Consider the following 24,156-nt stretch of genomic DNA (forward strand, 5'->3'; position numbering starts at 1 on the left):
GGGATTTCCCCTCCTTATTTTAGTAATTGCTGAAATAATGTATTTACTTGTTGGGCAGTGGCAGGGGAAGTTACTTTTGCAATCTGTTTTAAGAGCTCTAGTCGCTCGTTGTTATCGTAAATATTAATATTTTTACCTTTCATAAGTAAAACGATTTGGTCAGCTTGTGCAGTCGTAATAGAAACTTCATATTCTTTGCTATATTTTAATAACTCTTTTGTAGAAATATGATTTAATTTTTTATTAACAATTTGTTTAATGAGGTTCATCTTATTATCCTCCTTCAAGCGTTCTTCTATCGAAATATATGAGCATATAGCTTGTACATATTCGTATGGAGTTTCTTTTTTCATGAGGAAAAGAAGCGTATGTTATAATATAAGGACAAAACTACAGAAAAAAGAGTAAAGGGAGGACCTATGGAGCAAAAGCAACATCGAAAAGAAAGTGTTATTCATCTCATTTATCGTTTAGTTATGATTATTTTTGGGGCAGCGTGCGCGGCGGTAGCGATTGAACTATTTTTAATGCCAAATAAAATTATTGATGGTGGAATTATTGGTATTTCTCTTATATTAGATTATCTTACTCCTAATATTTGGTGGTTAAGTTTTTCTACTTTAGTCGTTGTTCTCAATATCCCATTTATGTATTCGGGTTATAAGCAAATTGGAAAAACATTTATGTTATCTTCGGCATTTGGTATTGTAGCGTTAGCATTCATTGAGTCAACGTTACATGCGGTGCCACCGTTTACAACAGAGCCTATTTTAGCGACTGTGTTTGGTGGTCTTATTTTAGGTCTTGGTGTTGGACTTGTAATTCGTCATGGTGGATCGTTAGATGGAACTGAAATTATGGGGATTTTATTAACGAAGAAATTACCGTTCTCTGTTGGTGAATTCGTAATGTTTGTGAACTTATTTATTTTTGCATGGGCAGCATTTGTGTTTGGTGTGGAACAAGCGATGTATTCTGTTATGACGTACTATATTGCATTTAAAACAATCGATACAGTAATTCAAGGGCTAGATGAAACGAAAGCAGTTTTAATTGTATCTGATCAATATGAGGAAGTATCAAATGCGATTTTACATCGACTCGGCCGTGGAACTACAAAGCTTGTAGCAAAAGGTGGTTACACAGATAAAGAAAAAGAAGTTATTTATGCAGTTGTAACGCGTCTAGAAGTGACGAAGTTAAAGTCAATTGTGCATGAAATTGATGAAAATGCGTTTGTTACGATTATGAGCACGCAAGAGACAAATGGTGGTAAGTTTAAATCGGCTATTCACTAAACGTATATAGGAATATTTTTCGAAAGCAGAGAATTTTTCTCTGCTTTTTGTTATAATAGTAAGGTTTCTTGAAAAAATAGATATATTTTAGGCAGATTGGTTTACAACTATAATAAGCTGTACTATAATTCAAATAGATATAAATCGGAATCATTCTGAATTAAAATAGGTGAGATGCTATGAATAATATATTAGAGATTGAAGGTTTAACATTCCGATACGAAGATCGGAATGTGTTAGAAAATATTAATTTGCAAGTTCCGAAGGGAGCTTTTTTAGGTTTAGTGGGACCGAATGGTTCAGGTAAATCAACTTTACTTAAGTGTTTATTAGGCGTTTTAAAGCCAAAAGAAGGAAGCATTCGTGTGTTTGGCGTTGATAGTAAGAAGTTTAAGGAATGGAATAAAGTTGGTTATGTATCCCAAAAAGCAAATAGTTTCAATTCTGGTTTTCCAGCAACTGTTTCTGAAGTTGTGTCAATGGGACTTGTTTCGAAAAAAGGGCTTTTTCGCTTTTTCACAAAAGAGGATAAGAAAAAGGTAGAAAAAGCAATTGCTGATGTAGGGATGAGTGAGTTTCAAGGTCGTAATATTGGAGAGCTTTCTGGTGGACAGCAACAGCGTGTATTTATTGCTCGTGCGCTCGTTAGTGATCCTGAATTGCTTATTTTAGACGAGCCTACTGTTGGAATCGATGTAAAAAATGTGGAAAGTTTTTACGAAATATTAGAGGATTTAAACAAAAGGTTGGGAATCACATTAATTCTTGTTACTCATGATATGGGAGCTGTTACCGAAAAAGTAACACATGTTGCATGTCTAAACCAACATCTACATTTCCATGGAAATGTAGAGAAGTTCCGAGAGTTAGAAGATGCAGAAATGTCCGTCTTATATGGGCATCATGTTCATCGTTTAGAACACGAACATGAGCATCACGGGAGGATATAATGATACAAGATTTTTTACAATATGACTTTTTACGTAATTCTTTATACGCAGGTATTTTAATTGGACTTGTTGCACCGCTAATAGGTGTGTTTGTTGTTATTCGTCGTTTATCTCTTATTGCGGATGCATTAAGTCACGTGACGTTATCAGGTATTGCAGCAAGTTTATTACTTGAAAAAACCATTTTTACAGGTGGATTTTTAAACCCCTTATATATGGGGATGGTTTTTTCAATTGGTGGAGCGCTATTAATCGAAAAGTTAAGAACTGTATATAAGCACTATCAAGAATTAGCAATTCCGATTATCCTTTCGGCAGGGATGGGAGTTGGAGTTATTTTCATTTCACTTGCAAATGGATTTAACACAGACTTATTTAGTTATTTATTTGGTAGTGTCAGTGCTGTAACAAGTACGGATTTAATTATTATTGGGATTGTAGCAATTGTTGTTGTTGCGACAATTATTTTATTATATAAAGAGCTGTTTCTACTATCATTTGATGAGGAATACGCAGTATCAACTGGTTTAAGAGCGAAATGGATTCACTTTATTTTCATTATATTAGTTGCTCTTGTCATTGCAGTATCAATGCGTGTAGTAGGGGTTCTTCTCGTATCATCATTAATGACGTTACCAGTTGCAGCAAGTATTCGTATTGCTAAAGGATTTAAACAAACAATTTTCTTTTCCATTTTATTTGGTGAAATTGCAGTAATTGGTGGAATGTTTGCTTCGTATCAACTTGATCTAGCACCAGGTGGTACAATTGTTATGATAGCAGTTCTTATTTTAATCGGTGCGATTTTATGGAAGAAGAAAAAAACTGCATAAAGTAGGGATAGGTATGAATCTAACAGAAGCTTTACGCCTAATGAAAGAAAAAGGATACAAACATACTGGAAAAAGAGAAGAGATGCTCAGATTATTTGCAGCACATAATCGTTATTTAACTGCGAAAGACGTTTTAGAGCATATGAAAGACGATTATCCAGGGCTTAGTTTTGATACGATTTATCGTAACTTAACAGTTTTTGCTGAGATTGGTGTTTTAGAACAAACGGAATTAAATGGTGAAAAACATTTTCGTTTTACTTGTTCTATTATGGAACATCATCATCATTTTATTTGTTTGGATTGTGGGGGGACGAAAGAGATTACTTCCTGCCCAATGGATTTTATGAATAAAGATTTTACTGGTTATGAAGTAACGGGTCATAAGTTTGAAATATATGGTCGTTGTCCAAAATGTGCAAAGTAAAAGCTCGTCGGTTATATAACTGACGAGCTTTTTTACGTAGAAAAGAAGGTTGCTCACAAATATTGTGGCAACCTTCTTTTTATTGTTCTTGTGTCTCTTTTTCTTTTTCTTTTTCTCGTTCAGCAGCCATTTCAGCAGCAATTACGTCGATCTCTTTTTTCAGTTCTTCTACCATTGTTTCTTCTGGTACTTTACGAACGACTTGCCCTTTACGGAATAATAATCCCTCTCCACGTGCACCGGCAATACCGATATCAGCTTCACGAGCTTCACCAGGACCATTTACAGCGCAACCAAGTACTGCAACTTTAATTGGTACTTGAAGTGTAGAGATGTATTCTTCTACTTCGTTAGCGATGCTAATTAAATCGATTTCAATACGACCACAAGTTGGACAAGAGATAAGTGTTGCTGCGTTAGACGCAAGACCGAATGATTTTAATAGTTCACGAGCAACTTTTACTTCTTCAACTGGATCAGCACTTAATGAAATACGCAGTGTATTTCCGATGCCTTTACTTAAGATTGCTCCAAGACCAGCGGCACTTTTTACAGTTCCAGCAAACAATGTTCCGGATTCTGTAATACCTAAATGTAATGGGTAATCAAAAGCGCGAGCAGCTTTCTCGTATGCTTCGATTGCTAAGTTAACATCAGAGGCTTTCATAGATACGATAATATCGTGGAAATCTAAGTCCTCTAAAATTTTAATATGATGTAGCGCACTCTCAACCATACCATCAGCAGTTGGGTATCCATACTTTTCTAAAATGTGACGCTCTAATGAACCAGCGTTTACACCGATACGGATTGGAATACCGCGCTCTTTTGCTGCATTTACAACAGCTTCTACTTTATGGCGACGACCAATATTACCTGGATTAATACGTACTTTATCAATGCCACCTTCGATTGCTTTTAAAGCAAGGCGATAATCAAAATGAATATCAGCAACAAGTGGAATGTTGATTTGTTTTTTTATATCAGCAATAGCATTAGCTGCGCGTTCATCTGGAACGGCAACACGGACGACTTGACAGCCAGCTTCTTCTAAACGCTTGATTTCGGCAACTGTTGCTTCAACATCATGTGTTTTTGTTGTTGTCATACTTTGTATAATTAATTCATTATTACCGCCAATGGTTAAATTACCGACTTTAACTGGACGTGTTTTTGTACGATGAGTCATTTCATTCACGAATAGATCGCTCTCCTTATAAAAGAAGTTTCTTATTTAGTCCCTCATATCAATGATAGTATACGTGATATAGGGCTATAGAAACCGAAGTACTCGGTTTCACTTTTACTATTGTATCAGCGCCTTTATGTAATTGACAAGGATTAAGTGATAGCTTATTGATATAACGGGAATTTATAAGACTTTCCAATTTGTATTTTTGTAGCAGATGTACTTTTGTTTAATTGTTTAAAGTCGTCAATGACTTTTTCTATGGAAGGAATTTTTTTCTTGTTAATTTGTTCTGTAATAGAAAGAACTGTCTCACCAGTTTTTACTTCAATTGTTTTATAAGATACATCCGTTTCTTTTTCTGTTTTGTTCTCTTTATTTTGTTGGTTGTCTGTATTTTCTTTTTTAATCGTTTGGGCAGCAGTTGTTTTTTTATATGAACTTAACATCGGTAAAGTACCGATTTTTATATCGTAATAAAATATATAACCGAGAACAAGCACGAATAGGAATATACCTAACCTCTTCATATTCTTCACTCCTTTGCTAGGAATATATGCTTGTCCAAAAAAAAAATGCCTATTTAGGCATTTTTTTTCGTTCTTATTTTTCTTTCGGTTTTGGAACTTCTTTAATTGTTAAGTACAGAACGATTAAAACAACAGCGATATAAATGAACGTTGCCCCAGGTACGACGATTTTGAATAAATCCATAATCATGAAGAAAATGGTTGGGATTGTGTAACTGTACGCAGTCAGTGTCCAAACTTGTTTATAGGATAATTTACGTTGACCGCTCATGGCAGAACCGATGAAGGCCAGTAAAGTTACTCCTACAAAAGTGATAAATAGTTGGAATAGGTACACTAAAAATCCGATGACAAATAGTAAAATTGGGTAAATATTATCGAATAAAGAAATGAATTCTTGTAGATCTTTTTTCTCAAGAGATGCACCTAACAAATCGTTATAAGAATACGTTTGTGTTTGACCATTTCCCATAGAGACTACTTTATCTTTTAAAACAAATAAACCTGTTTTATTTTGATATTTTTCTAGGTCTGTTGAATTTGGATCAAATACGAAAAGTGCATTTCCTTCTTCTTTTTCAATAGGTTGATCAATATCGGCTTTTAGTTCGCCATTTTCAATTTTAAAATCAGGTAAATCTTTATCGATGACTTGATTTACCATGTTTACACTATCTTGGATAAAGCTACCGTACAAGAAAGTTCTTGGAATAGTAGTAATTAAGCAAAGTAGCATAATATACAAAATGGTTTTACCGATTTTTTGAAAACGGAATAGTGCCATATCTTTAGGCGAGTATATGCTTTTTACGAATTGGGTAAATATGGACATAGATTCACTTCCTTTATGTATGTATAGAATCATTGTAACGTAGGAATCTAGAGAATCTCAAGATATATTATATTTACATATAGTGGAGATAACTAAATTTCTTTTTATTAACTTTCTTCTTTTAAATGAGAAAAATACAATTGACACTTTTCTTTTCTATATGGTAAATTTATCTTACATTTCTTAAACGATATATCCGATAGGAATTCCTTTATTTGATATGTTGTTACATACATAATTGTGGACCCTTAGCTCAGCTGGTTAGAGCAGACGGCTCATAACCGTCCGGTCGTAGGTTCGAGTCCTACAGGGTCCATATCCATTTCGCATGTTTATATGTTAGCAGAAAGCTTCCTTGTAGAAGGAAGCTTTTTTTACGGAATATATGAGCATTTTAATTGAAAAGAAGTGGGAATTTTGCTACTTTAATGATAGCAAGACAATGTGATTTATTTGTTTGCACCCTATGGCAATTAGGGTAGAATGAAGTTGTATGTCACTTAAGTGACAATACATAAACTGGGAGGAATATAACAATGGCAAAACACGAATTACCAAATTTACCTTATGCGTATGATGCTTTAGAGCCTCACTTTGACAAGGAAACAATGAACATCCATCATACAAAACATCACAACACGTACATTACAAACTTAAACGCTGCTTTAGAAGGTCATGCAGAATTAGCTGACAAAAGCGTAGAAGAATTAGTTGCAAACTTAAACGAAGTACCAGAAGCAATCCGTACAGCAGTACGTAACAATGGTGGCGGACATGCTAACCATACATTCTTCTGGACAATCCTATCTCCAAACGGCGGAGGACAACCTGTAGGTGAACTTGCAACTGCAATTGAAGCAAAATTCGGTAGCTTCGATGCATTCAAAGAAGAATTCGCAAAAGCTGGCGCAACTCGCTTCGGTTCTGGTTGGGCTTGGTTAGTAGTAAACAATGGTGAGTTAGAAGTAACAAGCACTCCAAACCAAGATTCTCCTTTAACTGAAGGTAAAACGCCAGTTATCGGTTTAGATGTTTGGGAGCATGCTTACTACTTAAACTACCAAAACCGTCGTCCAGACTACATTGGTGCATTCTGGAACGTTGTAGATTGGAACGCTGCTGAAAAACGTTACCAAGAAGCAAAATAATTGTAATAAATATAGAAAAAAGCTAGGGGAGAGCCCCTAGCTTTTTTCTATGCTTTCCTTTTACATAATTGAGCTTGTCTTTGGAAGACTAGAACAAGAAGTAAAGGAGAGTTGTGTATGAAGTGGAAACATATAATTGGTGACGTTGAAGTGAATCGGGATTTGGTGTTATTGCTCCTTATAGGAGGTTTATACACGCTCGCAATTTCTTTATCGAATACGTTTGTAAATATTTATTTATGGAAACAAACACAAAATTATGTGAATCTTGGCTTGTATAATTTGGCCAGCGTTGTATTACAGCCTCTCACATTTCTTGTAGGGGGAAAATTAGCGAAACGTATCGATCGCTCGATTTTATTACGAATAGGAGTAGGAACGCTCGCAATTTTTTTTATTGTTGTTTTAGTGGCTGGAAAAAGCGCTTCCCAGTATATTTTATTAATGGGGGCTCTTTTAGGGGTAGGATACGGTTTTTACTGGTTGGCTTTTAACTTATTGACATTTGAAATTACAGAACCAGAAACAAGAGATTTCTTTAATGGATTTCTTGGACTTCTTACATCCTTCTCTGGGATGATCGGACCAATAGCAGCAGGATACACAATTTCACGTATGGAGAAATGGAGTGGTTATACTGTTATATTCTTTCTTTCATTAGTTCTATTTGCAATTGCTGTCGTCTTAAGCTTCTTTTTATCTAAAAGAGAATGTGAAGGGCGTTATGAAATCGTGCAAGTATTGAAAGAAAGACGGATTGATAAAAACTGGGGAAAGATTACACGAGCTCATTTTTTCCAAGGGTTGAGAGAAGGCACATTTATTTTTGTTATTTCAGTCTATGTTTATTTAGCAACTAATAGTGAGTTCGCATTAGGGAAATATAGTTTAGTGAACTCTGCTGTATCCTTTGTATGTTATTACTTAGTTGCTCGTATGTTAAAGAAGGAGTGGCGAAAAAAAGCAATTTTACTTGGGGGCATTATTTTATATGCTGTCGTCTTTTTAGTTATTTTCAATGTTACATACACGAAATTACTTATTTATGCGGCATGTATTGCGATTGCATATCCTATTTTACTTGTTCCGTACGGATCAATGACATATGACGTAATTGGTAGAGCGAAAAATGCGAGAGAATGGCGTGTGGAATATGTCGTTGTTCGGGAGCTGTGGTTAAACGCCGGAAGAATCTGTTCCATTTTAAGTTTTTTATGTGCTGTACTATTCTTTCCACCTGAAAAAAGTTTACCTTACTTATTATGTATTTTAGGTGCTGGACATTTTCTTATTTATTTTGCAGTTAAAAATGTCAAATATGATGAGGGAAATGCGAGTAAAACAAGTGTTGTAACGCAAGGAAACGCGCAAAACCAAACTGAACCAGAAGGTTAACTTCTCGTTTGTTTTATGCTAGAATAGAAAAAGATGTAAGACAGCAGTGAGGACACCTGTATGAAGGTGTCCCTTTCACATTACATAGCTGTTGGTAGAGGGGGTTTGTATGAGCAAGAAGCAGAAGCAAAATAAGAAAAAGACCCACGTTCCTTTTCGGTTAAACGTGCTGTTTTTCTGCGTGTTTTTAATGTTCTCCGCGGTTATTGTAAGGCTCGGATATGTACAAATTGTTCGCGGTGAAGAATATAAGAATGAAGTGGAGAAAAAAGAAAACTCAACGATAAGTAATCCTGTACCGCGTGGGAAAATATTTGACCGTTATGGGCGACCTGTAGTAGATAATGCAGCCATTCGTACTATTACATTTACAAAAATGAAAGGATCAACTGCAGAGGATCGCTTAGAAACAGCGAAAAAGCTAGCAGATTTGATTGAAGTACCGACAGATAAATTAACAGATCGCGATAAAAAAGATTATTGGCTTGCTATGCATAAAGAGGAAGCTAAAGAAAAAATTACGAATAAAGATCGTCAAGAGTTTAAAGATAAAAAAATTGATGATAAAGAATTAGACGAGCGTCAGCGCAGTCGTGTAACAGAAGAAGAGATTAATCAATTATCCGCAAAAGATCTAGAAATACTAGCGATTAAGAGTAAGATGGATGGCGGATATGCAATGACACCTCAAGTTATTAAAAAGGATGCTACAGAAAAGGAATATTCGATTATTAGTGAAAACCTAGCAGCATTACCAGGTGTAGATACAAATGTTGATTGGGATCGAAAATATACGTACGATGATTTATTCCGAAGTGTACTTGGTGGGGTGTCGACATCTGATGAAGGCTTACCGAGAGAAAGACTAGATTACTATCTTGTCCGTGATTATAATCGGAATGATCGAGTAGGCAAAAGTTATCTTGAACAACAGTATGAAGATAGCCTGCACGGTACGAAAGCAGAAGTTAGAAATGTTACAGATAAAAACGGTAATATTTTAGAAACGATTAATGTATCAAAAGGGCAAAGTGGTAATGACCTGAACTTAACAATTGATATGGAATTACAAAAGCGTGTGGAAGATATTCTTGCGAAGAATTTAATGAGATTTAAAGGAAGCGAACCTCTTTTAGATCGCGCATTCGTTGTAATGATGAATCCGAAAAATGGTGAAGTTTTATCCATGGCTGGGAAACAATTAGTTAATGAAGATGGTCAAACGAAAGTAAATGACTTTGCATTAGGTACCATGACAAGTTCTTATCCGATGGGGTCAACTGTAAAAGGTGCAACAGTACTTACTGGATATCAAACTGGTGCGATTCAACCAGGGGCAGTACAATTGGATGAACCAATTAAATTAAAAGGTACACCTACGAAGTCGTCTTGGAAAACGATGGGATATATTAATGACCTTACAGCTTTAAAAATGTCTTCTAACGTTTATATGTTTAAAACAGCGATGAATATCGCTGGTGTTCAATATGTGAGAGGTGGTACGTTAGATATACCTCAAAAAGCATTTGATACGATGCGTTATTATTTCGGACAGTTTGGACTTGGTGTAAAAACAGGAATTGATTTACCGAATGAATCTGCTGGTCAGATGGGTAGAAGTAGTCAACCAGGTTTCTTACTAGATTTATCAATTGGACAGTATGATACGTATACACCGCTTCAATTAGCGCAATATATTTCGACGATTGCCAATGGCGGATATCGTATGCAACCACAAGTTGTAAAAGAAATTCGTCAACCGGCAGTGAAACCAGATGAGGTTGGGAAAGTTGTTCAATCTATGGAACCGAAAGTATTAAATCGTGTTGATATGCCAGAATCGCAAATTAAACGTGTTCAAGAAGGATTTAGACAAGTGTATAATGATTCAGGTGGTACAGCTACCAAATACTTTACAGGTGCAAAATATAAAGCGGCAGGGAAGACAGGTACCGCGCAAACTGTGTATGGCGGAGATAAAGAGATTGGTAGAAAAGCAAACGGTGAACGTGTGGAAACATATAACTTAACATTAGTAGGTTATGCGCCACTTGAAGATCCAGAAGTAGCATTCTCTGTTGTTGTTCCCTGGGTACATGATGATAAGACTGGTATTAATGGATATATTGGTCGTGAAATTATGGACGCTTACTTTGATTTGAAAAACCAAGAAGTAAATGGTGAAGCTCCAAAAGATGACAAAAACAATAAAAATAAAGATCAAGATGATGAATAAAAAAAAATTTAAAAAGCACACTATCTGAAAAGATAGTGTGCTTTTTTTTATGGTTTATGCATATCGTGTAATAAATGTGGACAAGTATACAATATTGAAAAAACACGCGTCCATATAAATAATACTTGTATATGATGAGATAGGGGATAACTGTTTTATAGGGAAATTATCAGAGAAAATGAATAACTACTACCGATTAAAATTGTATCCCGCTATTAACGGGCAGTAAGACCCCCATCTCAAAATTCAGCGAAAGCAAAGAAGTTAGGTGGGGGTCGGGCTGTCCGTAAAAGCCCGATTGGTGAGGGCTGATTAAAGTTTCACTTTATCGTATGTTGATTTTTGTGGAACTTTACAAAACTTTTACAAACAATTAAAACCGAATTAATAGTTTAGCAGTATTCTTATATCTGTAATCCTGTTATTTCCGGTTACTTCTAGGAGGAAGAACACGTGAAATGGATGCGTACACCGATTACAATTTTCGTACTATCGATATGGTTCCTCTGTTTTGAAATGTCTACTGCATTTGCTTTAAATGATATGGGAGAAGTGAGAGTTGATGGATCCTCAACGGTTTTTCCTATTATAGAAGCAGTAGCGGAGGAATATACAAAGGTGCATCCAGACGTGAAAATTTCCATCAGTGTTTCTGGAACTGGAGGAGGATTTAATCGTTTCAGTAAAGGAGAAGTAGATATAAATAATGCTTCGAGAGTAATGAAACAAGTCGAGAAAAATGAGATGAAGAAAAACTCTATTCAGTTCACACCTTTTGAGGTCGCTAACGATGGTCTTACAATCGTTGTGAATCGGCACAATACATGGGTAGACGATATGTCAGTAGACGAGTTACGTTTACTGTGGAGTGAAGATGGAAGAGAGAAGCGATGGTCACAAATTCATTCAACATGGCCACGTGAACAAGTGAAGTTTTATGCACCAGGCGTAGACTCTGGTACTTATGATTATTTTCAAAATGTCATCTTACAAAATCATCGCATTGTAAAAAAAGTCTCTTTGTCTGAAGATGATCAAGTTATTATGCAAGGGGTAATGAATGATAAACATGCCATTGCTTTTGTAGGATATGCTTATTATATGGCTAATCGAGATAAGGTGAAAGCAATAAAAGTGAATGGTGTATTTCCGACGAAAGAGACCATTCAGTCGGGTAAGTATAAGCCGTTATCTAGGCCGCTACTTACTTATGTGAATAATGCATCTATCCGAAATAAAATGAATGTAGCAAACTATGTTGAGTTTATGATTCAGCATGTTGGTAACCTCGCTGAAGAGGTCGGGTATGTAAAATTACGAAAAGAAAAATACAATGAACAGCTGCGTATGTTAACAGAAATAAAAAGGTAATGTCAGGGTGGAAAGGGGTTTTCATCTTTGGCTCATAATGATAAAAGTCAAATTACATTTTCTGTACAACATTTGATTGAAAGAAATACAAAACAAAGAAAAAAAACGCAGCGAATCAATCGAATAATGCCTTTGTTACTAAAAATAATTGCTAGCGTTTCTATTGTTACGACACTTGGAATTGTTTTTACGCTCTCTAATGAAACAATCATGTTTTTTCAAAAAATATCATTGTACTCCTTTTTGACGGAGAAAGAATGGTTACCGTTTTTTGAAAATCCTAAATTCGGTATATTACCACTTATATGCGGAACGTTCCTTGTAACAGCAATCGCTATGTTTGTAGCAATTCCTATTGGTTTAGCGTGTGCCGTATGTTTAAGCGAATATGCCTCAAATGGTGCACGGAAAATATTAAAGCCGATGTTAGAGCTATTAGCAGGTATCCCGACAATTGTATATGGTTTTTTTGCATTAACAATTGTTACGCCGCTTTTACAAAGGGTTATACCAGATTTACAGTTTTTTAATGCGATTAGTCCAGGAATCGTTATCGGATTTATGATGATGCCTACAGTTGCATCTTTATCTGAAGACGCGATGAGAGCTGTGGCGAAAGGGACGAAAGAAGCTTCATTAGCACTCGGAGCGACGCGGTTTGAAATGGTAAAACAAGTGGTGTTTCCGTCCGCTTTTACAGGGATTATGGCAGCAATTATATTAGCGGCTTCGCGTGCAATTGGTGAAACGATGATTGTTGTAATTGCGGCAGGATCCACACCAAATGTATCGCTTGATCCGACACATTCTATTCAAACGTTAACAGCCTATATTGTGCAAGTAAGTTTAGGTGATGCTCCGCATGGAACGATTACGTATTACAGCATGTATGCTGTAGGTGCAACATTATTTTTGTTTACTTTTATTATGAACATCATTTCGCAGTCAATTATGCGCCGTTTTAGGAGGATGACATAATATGCGGATGTTGAATCATAAAAAAATACAAAAAAACATGGCATCACGATTTTTAAAAGATCGAATTTACAAATTGTTATTTTATATAGCAATTTTATTTTCAATCGTAATTTTGTTTGTGTTACTGTTTCAAATTGTTGAAAAAGGTATAAGCTATCTTTCAATAGATTTCTTTACAAATTTCGCTTCACGTAATCCGAAAGAAGCTGGTATTGCTGCAGCTTTGTCAGGGACAATATTATTTATGAGTATTGTTATACCTGTTTCTTTTATATTTGGAGTTGGAACAGCCCTTTATTTAGAGCAATATGCGAAGGAATCTCTATTTAAAAAAATAGTAGAGATTAATAATCAAACGTTAGCAGGAGTACCATCCGTTGTATTTGGATTACTTGGTTTAACTATTTTTGTATATGCTCTTCATTTAGGAGAGAGTATAGTTGCAGCAGCACTGACGATGAGTTTACTCGTCTTACCAACAGTTGTTGTGGCGAGTCAAGAAGCAATCCGATCAGTACCAAGTGTATTATTAGAGGGTTCTTACGGATTAGGTGCTACGAAGTGGCAAACGATGTATCAGGTTGTATTGCCATATGCTTTCCCGGGGATTATAACGGGCTGTACGTTAGCGATATCAAGAGCAATTGGAGAAGCAGCACCACTATTAGTTATTGGGGCACTTGCGTTTGCAAATTATGTTCCATTTAGTATGTTTGATAGATTTACAGTTTTACCAATTCAAATTTTTAATTGGATGAGTAGGCCACAAGAAGAATTTCAGTATGTAGCAGCAGCTGGGATGATTGTTTTGTTAGGTTTGTTGCTATTTATCAATATATTTGTTTTATGGTTACGAAATCGAAAATAAGTTGGAAGTGGATGAAAGGGGAATTCAAATGGTAGCAACAGTAGTAAATGTACAGGTGAAAAACGAAGAGAAAATTGAGACTGCGCCAAAGAAAGTAGTATTTGATACGAAAAACTTAAATTTATGGTATGGGGAAGACCATGCTTTAAAAGATATTAATTTAAGTATTCATGAGAATGAAGTTACAGCAATTATCGGTCCAAGTGGCTGTGGTAAATCAACGTACTTAAAAACGTTAAATCGTATGGTAGAGTTAGTACCGATCGTTCGAACTACAGGTGTAATTGAATATAGAGAACGCAATATATTTGATAAATCATATCCAGTTGAAGAATTAAGAACGCACGTAGGAATGGTGTTCCAAAAGCCAAATCCATTTCCAAAATCTATTTATGAGAATGTAGCATACGGTCCAAAAATTCATGGTATTCGTGACAAAAAGACATTAGATGAAATTGTTGAAAAAAGTTTACGTGGAGCAGCGATTTGGGATGAGTTAAAAGATCGCTTGCACGATAATGCATACGGTTTATCTGGTGGACAGCAACAGCGTCTATGCATCGCACGTTGCTTAGCTATTGAGCCAGACGTTATTTTAATGGATGAGCCAACATCGGCACTAGATCCAATTTCAACATTAAAAGTAGAAGAATTAATTCAAGAGTTAAAGAAAGACTTTAGTATTGTTATCGTAACGCATAATATGCAACAAGCAGCGCGTATTTCAGACAAAACTGCTTTCTTCTTAAGCGGGGAAGTTGTGGAGTATACAGATACAAACAAATTATTTACGACGCCTTCAGATAAGCGTACAGAAGATTATATTACAGGTCGCTTTGGTTGATATCGTTGCAAAGCTAAGAGAAAATGCCCTCTTAACAGAGGGCATTTCTTATTTTGGGATCTTCTATCTTAAGGTTTATTACAGGCGTAAGAGGTTATGTAGGAGGTTTATCCCGCTATTTGCGGACAATAAGACCCCCACTTCAAAATTCAGCGAAAGTAAAGAAGTTAGGTGGGGATCGGGCTGTCAGTAAAAGCCCGATTGATGAGGGCTGATTAAAGCTTCACTTTATATATATTGGCACATAGTATTGAGGGGGAAGAAAAAATGGTAAGAGAACAGTTTCAAGGTGATTTAAAAGTGTTACAGCAAAAGGTGATTGAGCTTGGCGAATTAGCAAATGCGGCTTTATTGATTGCTATGGAAGGTCTGCATACAAGGGATGTAGAGAAAGCGTTAGAGGTCATTGATGGCGATTACCGCATGGATAATTTAGAAGAGGAAATAAACGATCTTGCGCTTATGCTTATTACGAAGCAGCAACCTGTAGCGAGTGACTTAAGAAGGATCTTTATTTCGATTAAAACAGCGACAGATTTAGAGCGTATTGCAGATCATGCTGTTAATATTGCAAAGGCTACAATTCGTCTTGGGGAAAAAGAAGTGGCTGTTAGTTTGCACAATCTGGATGAAATGTTTGCGGTTGCAAATAAGATGTTGCATTTAGCGTTAGAAGCATATGAACAAGAAAATTTAACTTTTGCGAAACAAATTGCTGAAATGGATGATTCTGTTGATGAAATATATGGAAAAGCAATTCGTGAGTTTATATCTTCAGTTCCAGAACAACCAGAAGCAATTACGCAAATTACACAATTATCATTTGTGGCGAGATATATTGAGCGTGTAGCAGACCATATTACAAATATTGCTGAAAATGTCTTTTATTTAGTAAAAGGAAAGCATTATTTATTGAATGAGTAGGAATTAAAGTAGGTGATGAGAAATCACCTGCTTTTTTTAGTCAAAACATGACAAAAAAAGCTCGTTGTTTCCTTAAGTTTATGATGATAAGATGTATCATAATGTAATGGGAAAATTAGTATGTATGTTGATTTTAAATAAGTATTATTTTACCAAATGATAGTAAGCGCTTTCTTTGTATTTGAAACGTACGCTTTTATAGGTGGGAAATTTAATTATAGGGTCTTTAAAATGAGGATTCGTTTAACTAATCAAGTTTATGCTGCTAGTTCATGTGGGATAGAGAATATACATATGGTATATGGAGCTACTGAACATTATATAAGTGGAGGCTGAAGTATATGAAGGGGGTTATTTTAGCTGGAGGAAAAGGAAGACGTCTTAGACCATTAACATGTAATACTCCAAAGCCGATGTTACCATTATTAGAAAAACCAGTTTTAGAATACAATATTGAGTTATTACGCCAGCATGGTATTCGTGAAATTGCAATTACTGTTCAATATATGAGTACGACCATTAAGCAATATTTTGGTGATGGTAGTAAATGGGGAGTTAACTTGTATTATTTTGAAGACTCTCCTCCGCTTGGTACAGCAGGGAGCATTAAACAAGCAGAACAATTTTTAGATGAAACATTTGTTGTGATAAGTGGGGATGCATTAACTGACTTTCAATTATCAGAAGGAATTAGGTTTCATGAACAAAAGAAAAGAATGGTAACAATGTTTGTGAAAGAAGTAGAAAATCCACTCTCATTTGGATTGGTTGTAATGAATAAAGACCAGGAGGTTACGCGATATATAGAAAAGCCGGGCTGGAATGAGGTAGTCTCTAATGTTGTGAATACAGGCATATATATTATGGAGCCAGAAATCTTTTCTTACATACCGCCTAGGCAATTTTTTGATTTCAGTCATGATGTGTTTCCGTTATTGGCAAACAAAAATGTGTTATTTGCATATTTGTCAGAAGGCTATTGGTTAGATATCGGCACATTTAATCAATATCGACAAGCGCAATTTGATTTGTTAACGAAAAAGTTACAAGTATCTATTCCTTATACGGAAGTATTACCGATGGTATGGATGGGAGAAGGGGTGACGATTGGGAAAGGGACGAAAATTCATGGCCCCTCTTTTATTGGAGAAGGAGCAAAGATTGGTACAGGAGCTGTAATTGAGCCATATTCTATTATTGGGAAAAATAGTATCGTTTCAAGTTATTCTCATCTTCAAAAAAGTATTGTTTTTGCAAATGCCCACATTGGGAAGTATTGTGAACTATTAGAAACGACAATAGGAGAGCGTACAATGGTTGAAGATGACGTTACACTGTTTCAAAAAAGCGTTGTAGCGGATCACTGTCATATCGGGAGAAGTACGGTAATTAAGCAAAAAGGAAAACTATGGCCTTATAAGGCGATTGATAGTCATTCGATAGTAGGAGCGGCTGGTATTCAAGAGAGTGAAATGAGTGCAGGGTGGTTACAAAAAAGCCGCATTGTAGGAAGAGGGAATGTTGAAATTACTCCCCAGTTTATCGTGAAGATTGCGATGGCGTATGGCTCCCTTTTCACAAAAGGGGAAAGTATATTAATTGGAAGTCAAGAAAATATAGAAACAACCTCTTATAAAAATTTATTTTTACATGCTATTCATGGTATAGGGATTCATACGATGGAATGTAAAGAAATGAACGAGTCACTTTTTCAATATAGTGTTCATCATTTGCAATGTGCAGGTGGGGTTTTCATCCAAGTGGAAAATGAGAATGAGATCGTTATAAAGTTGTATGGTCAAGCTGGCATGCCGTTAACGTATAAGCAGCAAAAAGAGATAGAACAAGTATATATGTCCGAATTGTTTTATTACGTGCATGAGAAAGAGATGGGGCGAAATAAGCTGGTTCATATTTCTATGAATGAGTATATAGAAGTTATATTGGGGCATATTGATATCGAGAAAATACAGATGCAGAAGTTTCATCTTCTTATTAATAAGAGAAATGATACGTTGCAACATTTACTTATGCTCTTTCTACAAAGACTTGGTTGTACAGTTACATGGATTTATGCAAGCGAACAAAAAGATCATGTGAAAGCTTTGATGAAATCAAGTAAAGCGAATATGGCTCTTATGTTTTCTGAGCAAGGAAATCATTTCGAGTTATATGATAAACATAGTAATATTTACCAGGGTACAGATTTGGAAGAGGTAGATATTCCAGATTTCTTACTCGAATCGACAGGAAATATTTACCCAATGTCTTTGAAATTAGGAGAATGTTATCTTCTGTTTTATACGCAGGATGAAAGAAAGTCGTTTCAAGTAAGGTGGAAGCGAGATATTTTATATCGGATTGGAAAATTATTTGAGCTAATAGCATTGCAAGGAAAAACGTTTCTCAGCATAGTAGAGCAATCACCTCCGCTCTATTTACTTTATGATGAAGTGGTATGTTCATGGAATGAAAAAGGGAAAATTATGAGGAAATTATTGGATGATATAGAAAGAAAGGGAGAAGGTATATTTGAAGGAGTACAGTTCAAATATACTGAAAAAGAGTGGTCTTATATCGTTTCTGACACAAAACAACCAAAATTTTTAGTGTATTCACATGCTAGAAACCCAGTAATAGCAAGGGAAAACATGAAAAATCTTATAGAAAAAATTAGACAATATCAAAAGGTGTAGAATTTTTATTTTAAAAGTGGTATTATAGTATAGTCTGATTTAAGTTATTAGTACTGGAGGGAAATAAGAATGCGTGTGAATATTACTCTAGCATGTACAGAATGCGGAGATCGTAACTATATCTCAAAGAAAAATAAACGTAACAACGCTGAGCGTATCGAGCTTAAAAAGTATTGCAAGCGTGACAAGAAGTCTACGTTACACCGTGAAACAAAGTAAGCAGTAGGAATATTTTCCTACTGTTTCTTTTTTTATTCGATTCCTATGTTAAAAGTGATACACTATCATCATAGAGTAAAGTGTCACTGTAAGGAGGAGAATGTGTGAAAGAAGAGAAAGTGCGTTTGCGTAAACAAATAATAGAACACATGAATTCTTTATCAGAAGAACAGTATACAACTTTATCAGAACAGATTGCATTTTCGTTGTATGCGCAAAAAGAGTGGATTGAAGCTAAAACAATTGGAATTACTCTCTCAATGGAAAATGAAGTGAATACATATCCTATTATCGAAAAAGCTTGGGAAGAAGGAAAGAAAGTTGTAGTTCCTAAGTGTAATAAAGGAACAAGAACGATGTCTTTCCGGAAAATTAATAATTTTGATCAATTAGAAACGGTGTATATGAATTTACGTGAACCGATTCCGGGACTTACGGAAGAAGTGAATGTGGATGAAATTGATCTTCAAATTGTGCCAGGCGTAGCTTATACAGAGCGAGGAGAGCGGATTGGATACGGCGGGGGCTATTATGATCGTTATCTCGTGCATTATAAAGGGAAAACGCTATCATTAGCATATGATTTTCAAATGGTAAAACACATTCCGGTAGAACCATTTGATAAAAATATAGAAAAAATTATTACAGAAAAAGGAACAATGCTTATAAATGAGCTTGTATAGACAAATAAAAATTGACGAGACTTTTTCTTCTTGATTATAATAAAATATGTGAACGTTTTCTTATTATAATTTTTATAGTAAGTGAGCATAGAGGGTGATGAAATGGTATCTATTTATGATATTCAGCAATTGCTAAAGAAATTTGGTACGATTATTTATACGGGAGATCGAATTGCAGATTTACAATTAATGCAAGATGAATTGCGTGAATTAAATCAATCACAGCTAATCGATCCACAAGACTATCAAACAGCTTTATTTTTATTGAAGCAAGAAATTCAAAAAGAGCTAAATAAGAATTAGATAAAGGTAGGTAAGCAACATGGAAGAGAAATGGTTAGTTGGTGTTGACCTTGGTGGTACAACGATTAAATTAGCATTTATTAATGTATACGGTGAAATTTTACATAAGTGGGAAATCCCTACAAATACAGGTGAGCAAGGAAAACATATTACACTTGATGTTGCGAAAGCAATTGATAAAAAGCTAGAAGAATTAGGCGAATTGAAGAGCAAGTTAATTGGTATTGGTATGGGAGCTCCTGGCCCTGTACATGTGGCATCTGGAATGATTTATGAAGCGGTTAATTTAGGGTGGAAAAACTATCCGCTAAAAGATTTATTAGAAGTAGAAACAGGATTACCTGTTGTTATTGATAATGATGCAAACTTAGCAGCGCTTGGTGAAATGTGGAAAGGTGCTGGTGAAGGTGCAAAAGATTTAATCTGCATGACACTTGGTACGGGCGTTGGTGGTGGTGTAATCGCCAATGGTGAGATTGTACACGGCGTGAGTGGTGCTGCTGGTGAGATTGGACATATTACAGTAGTTACAGAAAATGCTTTCCCATGTAATTGCGGGAAGTCTGGTTGCTTAGAAACAGTAGCATCTGCGACAGGTATTGTACGTGTTGCTATGCAAAAAATACAAGAGACTAATAAAGAAAGCATGTTGCGTTCTATGTTAGCTGAAGAAGGACGTATTACATCAAAAGATGTCTTTGAAGCACTTGGACAAGGTGATGAATTAGCAGGCGAAGTAGTAGAAAAAGTAGCTTCTTATTTAGGGTTAGCTGTAGCGAACCTATCTAGTACGTTGAACCCAGAGAAAATTGTTATTGGTGGAGGCGTGTCTAAAGCTGGAGATGCGCTATTAGAACCAATTCAACGCTATTTCGAGCAATACGCTTTCTCACGTGCTGTAAAGAGCACGAAGTTAGCTATTGCAACACTTGGTAATGATGCAGGTGTTATCGGAGGAGCTTGGCTTGTAAAAAAGCACAAATACGAAGCGAAGATGATATAAGTTTTGAAATATGAAAAGAGGAAGGGGAACCCTTCCTCTTTTTGTGTGAAATCTCGATGAAGAATAAAGTGTAAACGAATTAAGCTGCTGGTGGATACCCGTTATATAGAACAGTCATGATCGTAAACCATCCGAAAACGAGTACAGTTGCAATTGCAAAGCCGCTCGCGAAAAAGTTTTTTTCACGAAGTGTTCTAAGCGTAGCAAATACAGCTAACAGAGTGACAAGTGTAAAAATAATAACAAGGCCCATGCAATATCCTCCTCTGTCTACCCATTTCTTATTATGAGTTTTTGGAATATTTACTCTTTTATATTGTACATGTTTTAAAAATGATTGTCGAGATAGCATCCTTTCTTTTCCTAAGAGAAAGAAATGTTGTATCATTAAAAGTAAGTTTAATAACTGGAGGAGATTTTCATATGAAATGGATACAAATGCCGTTAGGCCCATTACAAACAAATGCTTATATTTTAATGAACGATCAAAAAGAGTGCATTATCTTTGACCCTGGTCACGAAGGTGAAAAGCTCGTTACATATTTACAAGAAGAACAATTAAAACCATTGGCTGTTTTATTAACGCATGCTCACTTTGATCATATCGGTGCTGTTGATGCGGTAAGAGACGCTTTTTATATTCCTGTATACGTACATAAAGAAGAAGCAGATTGGTTAGGAGATGCAACTGTAAACGGCTCTCAAATTTTCATGATGAACCGCAGTATTACAGCAAAACCAGCGGATCATATTATTGATGCAGAAGGTACATTAACAATTGGATCATTTAATTTTGAAATTTTTGAGACGCCAGGACATTCTCCTGGAAGTATTTCTTATTATAGTAAAGAGGCGAATGCTGTGTTCTCAGGAGATGTATTGTTCCAAATGAGCATTGGAAGAACAGATTTACCTGGTGGAAGTTTTGCTGAATTAATTGGAAGTATTGAAGAGAAATTATTTGTATTACCAGATGAAACAGCGGTGTTATGTGGACATGGTCCAGAAACAAGCATTGGTTTTGAAAAAGAAAATAATCCGTTTTTACAATAAGGAGTCATTATGGGAATGGAGCTCATTTTAAGAGAATGGATGGGGAAAGAAAAGGATTATTCAATTTCATATAGTACGTATATGAACCTTGTATTATATACAGAAGGTCATGGATATTATATGAAAGAACGTGAAAAGATTGGAAGACAAGGGGATTTTTTTACAAGTAGCAACGTTTCCTCTGTTTTTGCAAAAACTTTTGCTAAACTTTTTATTCGTCTTGTTGAAAATGGTGAAGTTGCTCCGAATATTTGTGAGGTTGGCGGGGGAACAGGAAAGTTTGCCTATGATGTTTTACAAGAATGGAAGCAATTATCTCCAAAAACCTTTATTGATTTAAACTATTCAATGATTGAATTGAGCCCTTTTCATAGAAAATTACAGCAGGAGCACCTTGGCTCATTTTCTAATGTATCGTACTATACGTCTTATAGTGAAATGGGAGATTCTTTCGAGGGAATTCTTTTTTCAAATGAGTTGTTTGATGCATTTCCTGTTGAAATAATTGAGAAAAGAAATGGTATGTTGTATGAAGTACGTATTACATATACAGAGGAAGGAAACCTTTCAGAAGTATGTAGGCCGTTAGATAAAAGAATTGGTCGCTATTTATTGAAATATAATATTCATATTGCTGAAGGGCAACGTTTTGAAGTACCAATTGTGATGGAGGAGTATATAAAAGAAATTGCGAAATGGTTTCAAAAAGGTATATGTATTACAGTTGATTACGGATACACAAAAGAAGAATGGATGCATCCAGCACACCGTGAAGGAAGTTTACGAGGTTATTATCAGCATAATCTAATACGTAACCCACTAGCGCATCCAGGTGAAATGGATCTTACTACTCATATTCATTGGGACGAGCTAAAGGAGATGTTTAGTCTGCAAGGAATGAGTGCAGTATGGCATAAGAAGCAATCTGAGTTTTTGTTAGCGGCAGGAATATTAGAACAGCTTACGAATCATCAAGATACGAATCCTTTTTCTGAAACGCAAAAACAAAATCGAGCAGTGCGTTCTATGATTTTGAATGGAGGATTAGGGAGTGCGTTTGATGTTGTTATACATACAAAAGATATGCAACATTTACATTTGGAGCGGTATGTAACAATATAAAAAACAAGACACAGTATATACTGTGTCTTGTTTTTTAATACGACTTATGTAGTATTATATATTTCCTCTCATGATATATATTTATATTAAAGATATGAGATAAAAAATATAGAATACGTTCTTTTTCTTCGATTATTAGTCCCTAACCTAATAATACGCGAACGAGTTGAATTATTGTTTCGTTCTCTACCTTGTAATAAATTTCCAACCCTTTTCTTTCACTAGAAACGATTTTAGCGCTTTTTAATTTTGCTAAATGCTGTGAAATTGTAGATTGTGGCATGTTTAAGCCAGTATACATTGTAGAAACGTTGCTTGGACCGCGCTCGATTAATCCTTTTACGATACATAAACGAACAGGATGAGCTAGTACTTTTAATAATTCTGCATTACTTTCATATAGTTCTAATTCTTTTTGAAAGGTTTCTAACATGTTCTTTTCCACCTCCGTGTGAGCTATTATACCATACTATACATACCAAAAATTTAAAGAAAAGAAAATAGTTGTTGCAGAAAAAAAGTCCTAAAGTAAAGAAATTGTAAGAAAAGAGACCCTGATGTAAATAAAATAGATAAATTAGCATGTTTTTGTAAAATGACATTTTTGGGTGAAAATTTCGATGTGTTTTAAAAATTGAAAGATATAGATATATTTGTAACACAATTTTATCATGAATTTCTTATTCTTTCAAATGAATATACGAAATTTTTAAAATAATATGACAAAGGAATTATAATGATATATATAGAATATAAAACAGGTTAAAAGAAAAGAAGCTGAATGTAATTCGCTTCTTTATGGTGATAATGAAATATTTGATTACGGCTGATAAATCTTAGGGTAATCAAGTCATTAGTCATTTATTCTAAAATTCATCTTTTAGCAACGTTAAAAATCTGTGATTCCATATGTTCTCGTAAAAATCAATTGTCTCTTTTGCGGACATAAAAGGATTATTCAACGTAGAGGTTGTTTTCTGTACCATAAAGTTTTCGTATCCCAGTCCGTGGGCAAACTTAATCGTAGCATCCATACAGTACTCTGTTTGGGCACCGCAAAATTCAATGCTATTTACAGATAATTGATCTAAAATTTCTTTTAAGTTTGTTTTATAAAATGAATTTGCATGTGTTTTGCTTACAAAAAAATCTTGTTCTTGAACATCTAGATCGGTATGAATAGCCCAAAGTTCTTTCTCGGGTACTAAATCATCATCACAATGTTGAACAAAAAGGATTGGTTTATTTAATTTT

Annotated in this window: 26 protein-coding genes and 1 tRNA gene; 20 read left to right on the plus strand and 7 right to left on the minus strand. The window is 35.2% G+C overall.

Features of this window, described 5'->3' with window-relative positions; all coding sequences use genetic code 11:
* Positions 1–14: 14 nt before the first annotated feature.
* On the minus strand, positions 15–269 hold the full coding sequence (locus tag MR170_RS07120; protein WP_001048958.1) for a DUF2624 domain-containing protein: 255 nt from the start codon (positions 267–269) through the stop codon (positions 15–17).
* 150 nt (positions 270–419) lie between these two features.
* Here MR170_RS07120 and MR170_RS07125 point away from each other — a divergent pair, with 150 nt between their 5' ends.
* The 4 genes from MR170_RS07125 to MR170_RS07140 all read left to right on the plus strand — a co-directional run bounded on the left by MR170_RS07125 (position 420) and on the right by MR170_RS07140 (position 3,508).
* Positions 420–1,298, plus strand: a complete 879-nt coding sequence (locus MR170_RS07125) for a YitT family protein (protein WP_000435960.1) — start codon at positions 420–422, stop codon at positions 1,296–1,298.
* Positions 1,299–1,477: 179 nt separating this feature from the next.
* Positions 1,478–2,248 carry a metal ABC transporter ATP-binding protein gene (locus MR170_RS07130; protein WP_001059662.1) on the plus strand — a complete coding sequence of 257 codons (771 nt, stop codon included), beginning with the start codon at positions 1,478–1,480 and terminating at the stop codon, positions 2,246–2,248.
* Entirely contained in the window at positions 2,248–3,081 is an 834-nt protein-coding gene (locus MR170_RS07135) for a metal ABC transporter permease (RefSeq protein WP_000613817.1), read from the plus strand. Before MR170_RS07130 ends, MR170_RS07135 begins: the two co-directional genes overlap by 1 nt.
* A gap of 13 nt (positions 3,082–3,094) precedes the next feature.
* On the plus strand, positions 3,095–3,508 hold the full coding sequence (locus MR170_RS07140; protein ID WP_001054516.1) for a Fur family transcriptional regulator: 414 nt from the start codon (positions 3,095–3,097) through the stop codon (positions 3,506–3,508).
* A gap of 79 nt (positions 3,509–3,587) precedes the next feature.
* Here MR170_RS07140 and ispG read toward each other — a convergent pair whose 3' ends face one another.
* From ispG to yqgB, 3 genes are all read right to left on the minus strand, one after another.
* A complete protein-coding gene (ispG, locus tag MR170_RS07145) occupies positions 3,588–4,697 on the minus strand; it encodes a flavodoxin-dependent (E)-4-hydroxy-3-methylbut-2-enyl-diphosphate synthase (protein WP_170956784.1) in 1,110 nt (369 codons plus the stop codon).
* Between the two features lie 164 nt (positions 4,698–4,861).
* The gene (yqfZ, locus tag MR170_RS07150; protein WP_016080270.1) at positions 4,862–5,227 is read right to left on the minus strand and encodes a protein YqfZ; all 366 of its coding nucleotides are present in this window, start codon (positions 5,225–5,227) and stop codon (positions 4,862–4,864) included.
* 73 nt (positions 5,228–5,300) lie between these two features.
* Positions 5,301–6,059 carry a protein YqgB gene (yqgB, locus tag MR170_RS07155; RefSeq protein ID WP_016080271.1) on the minus strand — a complete coding sequence of 253 codons (759 nt, stop codon included), beginning with the start codon at positions 6,057–6,059 and terminating at the stop codon, positions 5,301–5,303.
* Positions 6,060–6,301: 242 nt separating this feature from the next.
* Between yqgB and MR170_RS07160 the strand changes: the two genes are divergently transcribed.
* The 14 genes from MR170_RS07160 (at position 6,302) to glcK (ending at position 20,727) form a co-directional block, all read left to right on the plus strand.
* A tRNA-Ile gene (locus MR170_RS07160) sits at positions 6,302–6,375 on the plus strand.
* Positions 6,376–6,595: 220 nt separating this feature from the next.
* On the plus strand, positions 6,596–7,207 hold the full coding sequence (gene sodA / locus MR170_RS07165; RefSeq protein WP_001052031.1) for a superoxide dismutase [Mn]: 612 nt from the start codon (positions 6,596–6,598) through the stop codon (positions 7,205–7,207).
* A gap of 117 nt (positions 7,208–7,324) precedes the next feature.
* Positions 7,325–8,602: an MFS transporter gene (locus MR170_RS07170; protein ID WP_000871386.1), complete on the plus strand. Its 1,278-nt coding sequence runs from the start codon at positions 7,325–7,327 to the stop codon at positions 8,600–8,602.
* Positions 8,603–8,711: 109 nt separating this feature from the next.
* A complete protein-coding gene (locus MR170_RS07175; protein ID WP_016080272.1) occupies positions 8,712–10,838 on the plus strand; it encodes a peptidoglycan D,D-transpeptidase FtsI family protein in 2,127 nt (708 codons plus the stop codon).
* Positions 10,839–11,300: 462 nt separating this feature from the next.
* Entirely contained in the window at positions 11,301–12,209 is a 909-nt protein-coding gene (locus MR170_RS07180) for a PstS family phosphate ABC transporter substrate-binding protein (protein ID WP_276575571.1), read from the plus strand.
* A 27-nt stretch (positions 12,210–12,236) separates the two neighbouring features.
* Entirely contained in the window at positions 12,237–13,187 is a 951-nt protein-coding gene (pstC, locus tag MR170_RS07185) for a phosphate ABC transporter permease subunit PstC (protein WP_242307837.1), read from the plus strand.
* A 1-nt stretch (position 13,188) separates the two neighbouring features.
* Positions 13,189–14,055 (plus strand): phosphate ABC transporter permease PstA, encoded by an 867-nt coding sequence (gene pstA, locus MR170_RS07190; RefSeq protein WP_242307838.1) that lies wholly within the window; start codon positions 13,189–13,191, stop codon positions 14,053–14,055.
* 28 nt (positions 14,056–14,083) lie between these two features.
* On the plus strand, positions 14,084–14,899 hold the full coding sequence (gene pstB / locus MR170_RS07195) for a phosphate ABC transporter ATP-binding protein (RefSeq protein WP_000226681.1): 816 nt from the start codon (positions 14,084–14,086) through the stop codon (positions 14,897–14,899).
* 267 nt (positions 14,900–15,166) lie between these two features.
* Positions 15,167–15,823, plus strand: coding sequence for a phosphate signaling complex protein PhoU (gene phoU, locus MR170_RS07200; protein WP_000251246.1), 657 nt, complete (start codon positions 15,167–15,169; stop codon positions 15,821–15,823).
* Between the two features lie 341 nt (positions 15,824–16,164).
* Positions 16,165–18,519, plus strand: coding sequence for a sugar phosphate nucleotidyltransferase (locus MR170_RS07205; RefSeq protein WP_242307839.1), 2,355 nt, complete (start codon positions 16,165–16,167; stop codon positions 18,517–18,519).
* A 69-nt stretch (positions 18,520–18,588) separates the two neighbouring features.
* Positions 18,589–18,738, plus strand: a complete 150-nt coding sequence (gene rpmG, locus MR170_RS07210) for a 50S ribosomal protein L33 (RefSeq protein ID WP_001265616.1) — start codon at positions 18,589–18,591, stop codon at positions 18,736–18,738.
* 104 nt (positions 18,739–18,842) lie between these two features.
* On the plus strand, positions 18,843–19,421 hold the full coding sequence (locus MR170_RS07215; protein ID WP_242307840.1) for a 5-formyltetrahydrofolate cyclo-ligase: 579 nt from the start codon (positions 18,843–18,845) through the stop codon (positions 19,419–19,421).
* Positions 19,422–19,523: 102 nt separating this feature from the next.
* Positions 19,524–19,724, plus strand: a complete 201-nt coding sequence (locus tag MR170_RS07220; protein ID WP_000253699.1) for a YqgQ family protein — start codon at positions 19,524–19,526, stop codon at positions 19,722–19,724.
* A 19-nt stretch (positions 19,725–19,743) separates the two neighbouring features.
* Positions 19,744–20,727, plus strand: coding sequence for a glucokinase (gene glcK, locus MR170_RS07225; protein WP_000391701.1), 984 nt, complete (start codon positions 19,744–19,746; stop codon positions 20,725–20,727).
* 79 nt (positions 20,728–20,806) lie between these two features.
* Here glcK and MR170_RS07230 read toward each other — a convergent pair whose 3' ends face one another.
* Positions 20,807–20,980, minus strand: a complete 174-nt coding sequence (locus MR170_RS07230; protein ID WP_000524852.1) for a DUF2759 domain-containing protein — start codon at positions 20,978–20,980, stop codon at positions 20,807–20,809.
* Between the two features lie 170 nt (positions 20,981–21,150).
* Here MR170_RS07230 and MR170_RS07235 point away from each other — a divergent pair, with 170 nt between their 5' ends.
* Both MR170_RS07235 and MR170_RS07240 read left to right on the plus strand, forming a co-directional pair.
* On the plus strand, positions 21,151–21,780 hold the full coding sequence (locus tag MR170_RS07235; RefSeq protein ID WP_000871230.1) for an MBL fold metallo-hydrolase: 630 nt from the start codon (positions 21,151–21,153) through the stop codon (positions 21,778–21,780).
* 9 nt (positions 21,781–21,789) lie between these two features.
* Positions 21,790–22,902 (plus strand): class I SAM-dependent methyltransferase, encoded by a 1,113-nt coding sequence (locus MR170_RS07240; RefSeq protein ID WP_226604975.1) that lies wholly within the window; start codon positions 21,790–21,792, stop codon positions 22,900–22,902.
* A gap of 142 nt (positions 22,903–23,044) precedes the next feature.
* Here MR170_RS07240 and MR170_RS07245 read toward each other — a convergent pair whose 3' ends face one another.
* Together MR170_RS07245 and MR170_RS07250 are read right to left on the minus strand one after the other, a co-directional pair.
* A complete protein-coding gene (locus MR170_RS07245) occupies positions 23,045–23,335 on the minus strand; it encodes an ArsR/SmtB family transcription factor (RefSeq protein ID WP_000894377.1) in 291 nt (96 codons plus the stop codon).
* Positions 23,336–23,768: 433 nt separating this feature from the next.
* Positions 23,769–24,156, minus strand: a 388-nt coding sequence (locus MR170_RS07250) for an isochorismatase family protein (RefSeq protein WP_242307841.1), incomplete at its 5' end; no start/stop codon positions are given.

The sequence above is a fragment of the Bacillus cereus group sp. BfR-BA-01524 genome (assembly GCF_022662595.1).
Classification (GTDB): domain Bacteria; phylum Bacillota; class Bacilli; order Bacillales; family Bacillaceae_G; genus Bacillus_A; species Bacillus_A thuringiensis_S.